This is a genomic window from Dechloromonas hankyongensis (assembly GCF_022012295.1).
Lineage (GTDB): Bacteria > Pseudomonadota > Gammaproteobacteria > Burkholderiales > Rhodocyclaceae > Azonexus > Azonexus hankyongensis.
Genome location: NZ_JAKLTN010000002.1, coordinates 660177 through 670676 on the forward strand (window position 1 = coordinate 660177; position 10500 = coordinate 670676).

The window sequence follows — 10500 nt, forward strand, 5'->3', positions numbered from 1 at the left end:
ATCGGCCCAGACCCATGGACATTGGCTTTTGGTCGACTATTCTGAAAGAAACAACCCACTTTCAGGGAGACTTCCATGTCCAGCTTTGACTCGCCTCTCGCTCGTTGCGAAGCTGTTCGCGAATGGGTACTGACCGACGAAACGCAAGTGGAATGTGCGCGCGAACATGATTGCCCGCCGGACTTTAACTGTCCGCTATGCGCTTATTTCACGGAACACAGTGGAATAAGCGAGGAGGCCACGCTGGAAATGCTGGCCTCCGATATGCCGAAACACTGAGGCTGCGCCTCAGCCTGCAACGGAGTCCCCGGCACTGCCGCCGGAAACCGGCGATTTCCCCAGGCCCCAGCCGGAATCCATGCACAGGTTGAACATGCGCCGTTCGATATTGATACGACGTTCCGCCATGCCTTGCGGCGGGCCGGCATCATAGTGACGCCGCTGCCCTTCCCGGCGCCGTTCGTTGCTTGGCTTTGCGTCCATTTTTTACCTCTTATATTTTTGTCTGAGCGGTGTAGCCACTGCTCGACCGCCCATAACGACATTATGGGCATGATATCACTGCCCCGCCATGACAAAAATAAGGAGGAAAGCTCTAAATTCGCTCCCATCCGGCGATAACAAGGGGGATATCCGGCAATTGATGGCGAACATTGCTATCACCTGTGCTATATATGGCATTTATTTCATCATAAACGTTCGAATCGAGAACCATGAACACATCCGACGCCACTGTGTACGGCACTGAAGACATCCTCAGAAGCCTTTGCAACTCGGTCACCAAGGTACTTTCGATCGCCACGCAAAGTCAGATTCATTATTCCGGCATGGTTCAACGCATTACCAAGACCTGCCTGAAACCGGACATCGGCTGCTTCGTGCTGTTCGACGGCGGCTTCTCCGGGCTGGTCGTCATCAATTTCTCGGCATCGGCCGCCATGGAACTGTACGAAAGCTACATGTTGCACATGGGGATGGACAAGCTGGGGCTGGCCACCTCGCACACTTCGGACGAAGTCGGCAATGTCATGGGCGAACTGATGAACCAGATCGTCGGCGATTTCACCGGCAAGGTCGCTCGCGAACTGCAGACCCACATTACGCAAAACCAGCCGAAGATGCTGGCCCTCAACAAGCAGGTCATGCTCAGCGTCGACACCAATCTCGACAAACCGGAATCGCGGCGTGTCACCTTCTACACCAGCCGCAACAACATCTTCTATCTCGAACTGGCCATGGACCGCACCGAGTTCATCAAGCTCAACGACTTCGAGACCGGTGAGGCGCCGGATCCGGACGAACTGCTCGCCCAGGTGAATGGCCAACCGAAGGCGGCAGAAGCGGTATCCGCCTCCAGCGAGCACGATGACCTGCTGAATTCGCTCGGCATGTGAGGCCGGGCATGACCGTCACGATTTATCACAACCCGCGCTGCTCGAAGAGCCGCGAAACGCTCGCCCTGTTGCAGGAGCGCGGCATGACACCCAAAGTCGTCGCCTACCTCGAACAACCGCCGTCGCCCGAAGAAATCCGGAATCTGCTGAAGCTGCTTGGCTTTGACGATGCCCGAGCCTTGATGCGCAAGGGCGAAGCGGAATACGCGGAACTCGGCCTCGACAATCCGGCGCTCGGTCAGGATGCGCTGATCGCCGCCATGGTCAGCCATCCCCGCCTGATCGAACGCCCCATCGTGGTCAATGGCCAAAAGGCTGCCCTCGGCCGCCCGCCGGAAAAGGTATTGGCCATTCTTTAAGCGGTGTTTTGGCGTTCAGTCGCCGCTCCGGTTCGGGAATAGTCGCCTCCGAGTGATGCCGTTGCAATGACTCTTGCCGGACATCATTTCGCTAGCAACGTTAGGCTCTTCTCGCAGCAAGGCTTTTGCTCGTGACCAGAGGTGTGAAATATCACCACAGCATTATTTCGCCCGCCGTATAAAATCGTCAGAATTCAAATAAATCCCGTCCGGGAGGGGAATTCCTTGAACAAGAACAGCCTGATTTCGGCCCTCATCGCACTGGCCGTCGTCCTGCCGGCCGACAGCTATGCCAAGGGCCGCATCCGCTCGTCGCATTCGCACGGGTCGTCCGAGTCGCATTCGTCGCATGCCACCGAAAGCCACGCCAGCGAAAGCGGCTCCGGCTTCGTCCGCAGTGCTGTCGCGCGCTCCAACCGCTCGGATGGTAATTCCTCATCGGATGGCGCCTCGGCCAGCCCCGGCACGCCGCTGACCGCCGAAGAAGATGCCAACCTGCGTCGCATCCGCCAGGAAAAGGAAGCGGCCCGTGCCAAGCGTGATGCCGAAGCGCTGGCTGCCCGCAAGCTGCAACAGGCGGCCGATGAAGAAAAGCGCCGCGAATTGGCCGAGCAGGCCGCCATCGCCCGGGCTGAAGAGCAGAAGCGCAAGGACGCCGCGGCCGTAGCCAAGAATCGCGAACTCGCCCTGCTCGAGCGCCAGCAACGCCAGGCCGCCTGGGAAGCGCGCTGCCAGATCAAAGCGGTGATGAGCGACGAGGAAATCGCCACCTGCAAGGAAGTCTGGACCACACCGGCACGCTGACTTCAGCATGGCCTGATCCACCACGCCCTTGCTCAGGGCGTGGCGATCGCCCGATTGTCGGGCCTGCCCACCGGGCAACATCCAGCGGACCACGCTGTCGAAGCGGCTATAATCCAAGGCCCGCAACGCCATCCGTTTCGTAGTGTCCGCTTCTCGCTCCCTGTTGTCTCTCGCCGCGCTGCCCAAGCCCGGCTCGCGCATCGACCTACCCTTCCTGGCCGGTTCTTCGGATGCCCTCGCCCTGGCCGATATGGCCGCCGGCAATCCGGGCAAGCTGCTTGCCGTCGTCACCGCCAATGCCGCCGACGCGCAGCGCCTGCTCGACGAAATCCCGTGGTTCGGCCCGAATCTGCGCGTGCGCTTGCTGCCTGATTGGGAAACGCTGCCCTACGATACCTTCTCGCCGCACCAGGACCTCGTTTCCGAACGCCTGGCCACGCTGTGGGCGGCAACACAGGGCGAACTGGACATCCTGCTCGTACCGGCTTCCACTGCCGTCTATAGGCTGGCGCCGCCGGCCTTTCTCGCCGCCTACACCTTCGCCTTCAAGAAAGGCGAGCGGATCGACGCCGAGAAATTCCGCGCCCAGGTGACCCTGGCCGGCTACGCCCATGTCACGCAGGTGGTCTCGCCCGGCGAATACTCGATCCGTGGCGGCTTGATCGACCTCTTCCCGATGGGCTCGCAGCTGCCTTACCGGCTCGACCTGTTCGACGACGAAATCGAGAGCATCAAGACCTTCGACGTCGATACCCAGCGCACCGTCTATCCGGTGCCAGAAGTGCGCTTGCTGCCAGCGCGCGAATTCCCGATGGACGACAAGGGACGCACGCATTTCCGCCAGGCCTTCCGCGAGACTTTCGAGGGCGATCCGGCCAAGTCGGGCATCTACAAGGACATTTCCCAGGGTATCGCCAGCGCCGGGATCGAGTACTACCTGCCGCTGTTCTTCGATGAAACGGCGACGTTTTTCGACTACCTGCCGACCGACGCAGTGTTCGTCACACACGGCGACGCAGCGGCCGCCATTGCCGCCTTCTGGACCGAAACCCGCTCGCGCTACAACCTGCTGCAGGGCGACAAGGCGCCGCTGCTGGCGCCGGAGCAGCTGTTCCTGACTGACGAAGCCTTCTTCACGGCGGCCAAGTCCTACGGTCGCCTGGTTTTTTCGGCCAAGAATGAAAACCCGGCCTCGACCGCACTGCCGGACATTGCCATCGACCGCCGCGCCGAAGAGCCGCTGGGCAAACTGAAGGCCTACCTCGCCGGCCAGCCGGGCCGCGTGCTTCTGTTGGCCGAATCGGCCGGCCGCCGCGAAACGCTGGCCAGCATGCTCGCCGAGCACGGCCTGAAGCCTGCCGCCAGTGCCGATTTTTCCGCTTTCGCGGCCGGCGATGCACCACTGGCCTTGGGAGTCGGCCCGCTGCACGGCGGTTTCGCCCTGGCCGCAGGTGGACAAAAACTCGCCCTGATCACCGAAACCGAGCTGTACGCCGGGGCGCCGCGCCGCACCCGCCGCGAAGCCGCGCGCAAGGCCAGCTTCGACAACTGGCTGAAGGATCTCACTGAACTGAAGATCGGCGATCCGGTGGTGCATGAAAGCCACGGCATCGGTCGCTACCGCGGTCTGATCCGCATGGACCTCGGCACCGGCGAGCAGGAATTCCTCGAACTGCATTACGCCAACGAAGCCAAGCTGTTCGTGCCGGTGGCGCAACTGCACGTCATCTCGCGCTATTCCGGCGCCGAGCCGGAAGCGGCACCGCTGCACACGCTCGGCTCCGGCCAGTGGGAAAAGGCCAAGCGCAAGGCGGCCGAACAGGCCCGCGACACCGCCGCTGAACTGCTGACGCTGTACGCCGCCCGCGCCGCCCGCCAGGGCCACGCCTTCGATTTCCAGGAAAACGACTACGAAGCCTTCGCCGACGGCTTCGGCTTCGAGGAAACCAACGATCAGGCCCAGGCCATCGCCGCGGTGATCGAGGACATGAAGTCGGGCAAGCCGATGGACCGCCTGGTGTGCGGCGACGTCGGTTTCGGCAAGACCGAGGTCGCCCTGCGCGCCGCCTTCTGCGCGGTGGCCGGCGGCAAGCAGGTGGCCGTGCTGTGTCCGACCACCCTGCTCTGCGAACAGCACTACCAGACCTTCGTCGACCGCTTCGCCGACTGGCCGGTCAAGGTCGCCGAAATCTCCCGCTTCAAGACCGCCAAGGAATCGGCACAGGCGCTGCAGGAACTGGCCGAAGGCAAGATCGACATCATCATCGGCACGCACAAGCTGATCGGCAAGGACGTCAAGTTCAATCGCCTCGGCCTGGTCGTCATCGACGAGGAACACCGCTTCGGCGTGCGCCAGAAGGAAACGCTGAAGGCCATGCGCGCCGAGGTCGATGTGCTGACCCTGACCGCGACGCCGATCCCGCGCACGCTGGCGATGTCGATGGAAGGCCTGCGCGACTTCTCGGTGATCGCCACCGCGCCGCAAAAGCGCCTGGCCATCAAGACCTTCGTTTCCAAGTTCTCCGACGGCATTATCCGCGAAGCCGTGCTGCGCGAGCTGAAGCGCGGCGGCCAGGTTTATTTCCTGCACAACGAGGTCGACACCATCGAGAACATGCGGGAAAAGCTGGAAAAACTGGTCCCCGAGGCACGCATCGTGATCGGCCACGGCCAGATGAACGAGCGCGAACTGGAACGCGTGATGCGCGACTTCACCGGCCAGCGCGCCAACCTGCTGCTGTGCACGACCATCATCGAGACCGGCATCGACAACCCGCACGCCAACACCATTCTGATCAACCGCTCGGAAAAGTTCGGCCTCGCCCAGCTGCACCAGTTGCGCGGCCGCGTCGGCCGTTCGCACCACCAGGCCTACGCCTATCTGCTGGTCCAGGACGAGAAGGCGATGACCAAGCAGGCGAAGCAACGTTTAGAGGCGATCCAGATGTCCGAGGAGCTGGGCGCCGGTTTCTTCCTGGCCATGCACGACCTGGAAATCCGTGGCGCCGGCGAGGTGCTCGGCGACAACCAGTCGGGCGAAATGCAGGAAGTCGGCTTCAATGTCTTCACCGACATGCTGAACCGCGCCGTCGCCCATTTGAAGCAGGGCAAGGCCATCGATACCGTCGACCTGACCCAGCCGCTCGGTATCAGCACCGAAATCAACCTGCGCACCCCGGCCCTGCTGCCCGATGCCTACTGTCCCGACGTCCATGAGCGCCTGACCCTGTACAAGCGTCTGGCCAACTGCGAAAGCGCCGAGGAAATCGACACCCTGCAGGAAGAACTGATCGACCGCTTCGGCGAACTGCCGCTACAGGGCCAGTCGCTGCTCGCCACGCACCGCCTGCGCCTGGTCGCCAAGCCGCTGTGCATCCACAAGCTCGATGCGGCGACGGACCAGATCACCTTGCAGTTCGGTCCCGAATTCGCGAAAAACCCGCCTATCGAGCCGATCAAGATTATTCATTTGATCCAGAACAACCGGAACTATAAATTAGCCGGACAGGATAAAATTTCCCTTTTACGCCACTGCCCGACCTTGACCGACAAAGTACAGGCGGTGAAAGACATGATTCGCGAGCTGACAAAATGACAAAGAATACCGAGAACCTCAACGTAGCCGCCTTCGACGCCATGCCGACGCCGGAGGAAATCCACGCCAAGCTGCCGATTTCGGAAAAGGCCGCGCATACCGTCACCCACGGTCGCAACCTGCTGCGCAAGATTCTCGACCGCAAGGATCCGCGCATCTTCGTCGTCGTCGGCCCCTGCTCCATCCACGACCCGGTCGCCGGCCTCGATTACGCCCGCCGCCTGAAAGCGCTGTCCGACGAAGTCGGCGACGTGCTGCAGATCATCATGCGCGTCTATTTCGAAAAGCCGCGTACCACCGTCGGCTGGAAGGGCTACATCAACGATCCGTTCATGGATGACAGCTTCCGCGTCGATATCGGCATGCAGAAGGCCCGCGAGTTCCTGCTCCAGATCAACGAACTCGGCCTGCCCACCGGCACCGAGGCGCTCGACCCGATTTCGCCGCAATACTACGGGGACCTGATCACGTGGACAGCCATCGGCGCCCGCACCACCGAATCGCAGACCCACCGCGAAATGTCGTCCGGCCTGTCCACCCCGGTCGGCTTCAAGAACGCCACCAACGGCGACCTCAGCGTGGCCGTCAATGCCATCCTGTCCTCATCGCGGCCGCACTCCTTCCTTGGCATCAACGGGGCCGGCACGGTCGCCGTCGTCCGCACCAAGGGCAACTCCTACGGCCATGTCGTGCTGCGCGGCGGCGACGGCCGTCCGAACTACGACACCGTTTCGGTCTCCATCGCCGAACAGGCCATGGTCAAGGCCAAGCTGCCAGCCAACATAGTGGTGGACTGCTCGCACGCCAACAGTTCCAAGAAACCGGAACTGCAGCCGCTGGTCATGGCCGACGTGGTCAACCAGATCCGCGGCGGCAGCAAGTCGCTGGTCGGCGTGATGATCGAATCGAACATCGAAGCCGGCAACCAGCCGATCCCGGCCGATCTCAGCCAGCTGAAGTACGGCTGTTCGGTCACCGACGGCTGCGTCGACTGGGGCACCACCGAAAAGATGATCCGCGACGCCGCCGTCCTGCTGCGCGACGTACTGCCGGAACGCATCTCCTGAGCTGGCCCGAGCAGCCATGAACCCGGCCAAGGTCGTCCGCGAGCGGGTCAAAACCTTGACCGACTTGCCGAACATCGGCCGGGCCATGGCGCAAGACCTGCATCTGCTGGGCATCGACCAGCCGGAGCAACTGAAGGGGCGCGATCCCTACGTGCTGTACCAGGAACTGTCCATCGCCACCGGCCAACGGCAAGACCCCTGCGTACTCGACACCTTCATCTCGATTACCCGCTTCATGGACGGCGGCGAAGCGCTTCCCTGGTGGTCCTACACTGCCGAGCGCAAGGCCGCCATGCAGCAACAACACTGACACTCGCATGAACCTGATCATCCAGGGCGGCGCCCTGCCCACCTTCCTGCTCGAACGTATCGTCGCCGCCACCGGCGCTGCCGCCGTCGAGCCCCGCCCGCCGCAGGTCGTCTGCCTGAAGGGCGCCAGCCGTACGGCCGAATTCGACGCACTGATTCCCCTGATCGAAGCCGAAAAACTCGACTGGGCCTACGCCCAGCCTGGCAAGAAGCTGGCCGACTTCGGCCTGATCTGCTTCGATATGGATTCGACCCTAATCACCATCGAATGCATCGACGAACTGGCCGATTTCGCCGGCAAGAAGGCCGAGGTTTCCGAAGTGACGGAAGCCGCCATGCGCGGCGAGATCGACTACCGCGAAAGCCTGCGCCGCCGCCTGGCCCTGCTCGCCGGGCTGGATGCCCGCGTCCTAGCCCGCGTATTCGGCGAACGCCTGCTCCTCTCGCCCGGTGCCCGCGAGCTGCTCGAAGCCTGCCAGGCCGCCGGCCTGCGCACCGCCATCCTGTCCGGCGGTTTCACCTACTTTACCGAGCGCCTGCGCATCGAACTAGGTTTCGATTTCGCCACTTCCAACGAACTGGAAATCTCCGGCGGCAAGCTGACCGGCAAGGTCGTCGGCGATATCGTCGACGCGGCCGCCAAGGCCCACCACATCGCCCGCCTGACCGACGAGCTCGGCCTCCGCAAGGAACAGGTCATCGCCTGCGGCGACGGCGCCAACGACCTGCTGATGATGGCCCAGGCCGGCCTGTCGGTCGCCTTCCGCGCCAAACCGGCAACCCGCGCCAAGGCCGATGTCGCGATCAATTACGGCGGGCTGGATTCGCTGCTCAATTTGTTCGAGTAGCCTGAGCACGCGAGCGGCTTGCAAACCTGCATGCCCTCCCGCGTATTGACGCAGAACGATGCCTACGACGGCTTGCCACAGCCCTTAAACATTTCTGAGAGCGCATAGTCGGCCAATTGCTCCAATACGACTGAGCGCATCACAAAATATGCCATTACAATATGCCGTTTTCAAATACGGTATACGACAATGGATATTGCATCCCTGACTGCGCCATTGGGATCGGCGCACGGGCCCTGTGGCGAGGATTTGATATTTTCCTCCGAGTTCGATGCCATTCAGGAAGCGCGACGCTTCGATGACCCGTCGATCTCCCAGGGCGAGTGGGTCACCGAGATCAAGGAGGCCGACTGGCCGGGCCTTGTACGGATCGGCGAAAACATCCTGGCCAACCAGTCGAAGGATTTGCGCGTCGCGTGCTGGATGATCGAGGCCCATTGCAAAATCCGCGGTCTTGCCGGATTGGCTGACGGCTACACCCTGTTGGCGCAGCTTTGTGAAACCTTCTGGAACGATATCCACCCGCAACCGGACAATGGCGACATCGAGCAACGGGTCGGCGTGCTCGACTGGCTGGCCAAGCAAACCCCCCGCCTGCTGCGCGAGGTGCCGCTGACGCGATCCGGCAAGGGAAATTTCTCGCTGATCGATCTCGAATCCGCCCGTGCCACGGCCAAACAGATCGAACGCAACCGCGGGCAGGCCGACGAAATCGCCCGCCACGCCCATGTCTCGCTGGAACGCTTCGAAGACGCAGCGAAGGACACCGCCAAGACCTATTTCGCCGACAGCCTCCACGATGCCGAGCGGGCCAGAAATGCCATCAAGGCCGTGCAGGCATCGCTCGATACGCGCATGGGCGAGCTATCGCCGGCTTTCGGAGCGACTTTCGATACGCTGGAAGACGTTAGCCATTTCTTCCAGCGCCACGCCGGACCGGCTGCCAACCGGGCGCAACAACCGGCGGACGAGCAATCATCAACCTCCCCAGCTCTGTCCATCGGCTCCGCGACGGAACGTATAGAACCGACCTTCGGGGAAGCCATCGACGTCGCCGGCGGCCCGATTCGCTCGCGACAGCAGGCCATCCATCAATTGCAGGAAATCGCCTCGTTTTTCCGGCGGACGGAACCGCACAGCCCAGTCGCCTACCTGGCGGAAAAAGCAGCCAAGTGGGGAACCATGCCCCTGCACGAGTGGCTGCGTACCGTCGTCAAGGATGACAGCGCATTGCTGCGCATGGAAGAGCTGCTCGGCGTCGAAACGGATAGAGCTTAAAGAAAGCCGGACGCATGGCGATGGCGACGTGTATGGCCGCCATCGCCATCCTTTACTGCCCGGCCAGGCGGAACTCAATTCGACGGTTTTTCGCCCGGCCTTCGACGGTATCGTTGGAGGCCACCGGCTGGTCCGGCCCCGAGCCGGCAGCGCTCAGGGACTCGGCGGGAATGCCTTTTTCGATCAGGTAATTGCGCACCGTTCCGGCCCGCGCCAGGCTGAGCGCAACGTTGGCCTGGCGATTCCCCTGGCTGTCGGTGTGGCCGATCAGTTGCACCTTGGGCGTACCGATCTGTTTGATGGCGGCGCCCATTTCATCGAGGATGGCTCGCCCGGTCGGGGTCAGCGTTGCCGCTCCGCTCTCGAACTCCACGACACGATTCGACAAGGTCTTGTCGAGCAGGTTTTGCGCCTCGCCCCCCGCTACGAACAGCCCGTTGTCGATCGAATAGGTCGGATTGAGCGAGGTCGCGATGGTGCTGACCACCTGTTGCCGCAGTGCTTCATTGGTCACATTGCCCTTGATGGCGATCTGCGTGCCGCTAACTTGTAACTGGCCCTTATGGACTTGCTTCAGATTGTGCGTCAGGACCTTGGTCATGTTCTCCGTCCAGTTCGGGGGCGGGACGACGCCGCCGACTTCGAGTCGGTCGACGACATTCTGCGCCCCATACACTTCACGTAACTTGGCGAGGATGGCGGCCCGGGCAGCTTCATCGGGGACGCTGCCGCTGGCGATGACCTTGCCCGGCTCCTCAACCGATTTGGCTGAAGATTGAGCGTTCTGGGCGAATGCGGCCGATTGAAAAATCAGGCAGGCCGTAAGGATAATTGGCAGCTTCATGG

At 62.1% G+C, this 10500-nt stretch carries 11 protein-coding genes; 9 read left to right on the forward strand and 2 right to left on the reverse strand.

Features of this window, described 5'->3' with window-relative positions; genetic code table 11:
* Positions 1–75 precede the first annotated feature (75 nt).
* Positions 76–279, forward strand: coding sequence for a hypothetical protein (locus tag LZ012_RS11700; RefSeq protein WP_275710988.1), 204 nt, complete (start codon positions 76–78; stop codon positions 277–279).
* A gap of 9 nt (positions 280–288) precedes the next feature.
* Here the strand turns inward: LZ012_RS11700 and LZ012_RS11705 are convergent, their stop codons facing one another.
* On the reverse strand, positions 289–483 hold the full coding sequence (locus tag LZ012_RS11705; RefSeq protein WP_275710989.1) for a hypothetical protein: 195 nt from the start codon (positions 481–483) through the stop codon (positions 289–291).
* 230 nt (positions 484–713) lie between these two features.
* Here LZ012_RS11705 and LZ012_RS11710 point away from each other — a divergent pair, with 230 nt between their 5' ends.
* The 8 genes from LZ012_RS11710 to tssA all read left to right on the forward strand — a co-directional run bounded on the left by LZ012_RS11710 (position 714) and on the right by tssA (position 9654).
* A complete protein-coding gene (locus LZ012_RS11710; protein WP_275710990.1) occupies positions 714–1394 on the forward strand; it encodes a DUF3334 family protein in 681 nt (226 codons plus the stop codon).
* 8 nt (positions 1395–1402) lie between these two features.
* Complete coding sequence (arsC, locus tag LZ012_RS11715) at positions 1403–1753, forward strand: arsenate reductase (glutaredoxin) (protein ID WP_275710991.1); 351 nt, start codon at positions 1403–1405, stop codon at positions 1751–1753.
* 225 nt (positions 1754–1978) lie between these two features.
* The gene (locus tag LZ012_RS11720; RefSeq protein WP_275710992.1) at positions 1979–2557 is read left to right on the forward strand and encodes a hypothetical protein; all 579 of its coding nucleotides are present in this window, start codon (positions 1979–1981) and stop codon (positions 2555–2557) included.
* Between the two features lie 142 nt (positions 2558–2699).
* The gene (mfd, locus tag LZ012_RS11725) at positions 2700–6152 is read left to right on the forward strand and encodes a transcription-repair coupling factor (protein ID WP_275710993.1); all 3453 of its coding nucleotides are present in this window, start codon (positions 2700–2702) and stop codon (positions 6150–6152) included.
* Positions 6149–7219, forward strand: a complete 1071-nt coding sequence (locus LZ012_RS11730; RefSeq protein WP_275710994.1) for a 3-deoxy-7-phosphoheptulonate synthase — start codon at positions 6149–6151, stop codon at positions 7217–7219. The genes mfd and LZ012_RS11730 overlap by 4 nt, the downstream gene beginning before the upstream one ends.
* 16 nt (positions 7220–7235) lie before the next feature.
* The gene (locus LZ012_RS11735; protein ID WP_275710995.1) at positions 7236–7529 is read left to right on the forward strand and encodes a helix-hairpin-helix domain-containing protein; all 294 of its coding nucleotides are present in this window, start codon (positions 7236–7238) and stop codon (positions 7527–7529) included.
* 7 nt (positions 7530–7536) lie between these two features.
* Complete coding sequence (gene serB / locus LZ012_RS11740; protein ID WP_275710996.1) at positions 7537–8376, forward strand: phosphoserine phosphatase SerB; 840 nt, start codon at positions 7537–7539, stop codon at positions 8374–8376.
* 189 nt (positions 8377–8565) lie between these two features.
* Positions 8566–9654, forward strand: a complete 1089-nt coding sequence (gene tssA, locus LZ012_RS11745) for a type VI secretion system protein TssA (protein ID WP_275710997.1) — start codon at positions 8566–8568, stop codon at positions 9652–9654.
* Between the two features lie 52 nt (positions 9655–9706).
* Here tssA and LZ012_RS11750 read toward each other — a convergent pair whose 3' ends face one another.
* On the reverse strand, positions 9707–10498 hold the full coding sequence (locus LZ012_RS11750) for an OmpA family protein (RefSeq protein ID WP_275710999.1): 792 nt from the start codon (positions 10496–10498) through the stop codon (positions 9707–9709).
* Positions 10499–10500: the final 2 nt, after the last annotated feature.

Coding starts and splice junctions, on each gene's coding strand:
- LZ012_RS11730 (WP_275710994.1), top strand. CDS start 6,149: ATGACAAAGAATACCGAGAACCTCAACGTAGCCGCCTTCGACGCCATG.
- LZ012_RS11710 (WP_275710990.1), top strand. CDS start 714: ATGAACACATCCGACGCCACTGTGTACGGCACTGAAGACATCCTCAGA.
- serB (WP_275710996.1), top strand. CDS start 7,537: ATGAACCTGATCATCCAGGGCGGCGCCCTGCCCACCTTCCTGCTCGAA.
- LZ012_RS11700 (WP_275710988.1), top strand. CDS start 76: ATGTCCAGCTTTGACTCGCCTCTCGCTCGTTGCGAAGCTGTTCGCGAA.
- LZ012_RS11705 (WP_275710989.1), bottom strand. CDS start 483: ATGGACGCAAAGCCAAGCAACGAACGGCGCCGGGAAGGGCAGCGGCGT.
- tssA (WP_275710997.1), top strand. CDS start 8,566: ATGGATATTGCATCCCTGACTGCGCCATTGGGATCGGCGCACGGGCCC.
- LZ012_RS11750 (WP_275710999.1), bottom strand. CDS start 10,498: ATGAAGCTGCCAATTATCCTTACGGCCTGCCTGATTTTTCAATCGGCC.
- arsC (WP_275710991.1), top strand. CDS start 1,403: ATGACCGTCACGATTTATCACAACCCGCGCTGCTCGAAGAGCCGCGAA.
- LZ012_RS11735 (WP_275710995.1), top strand. CDS start 7,236: ATGAACCCGGCCAAGGTCGTCCGCGAGCGGGTCAAAACCTTGACCGAC.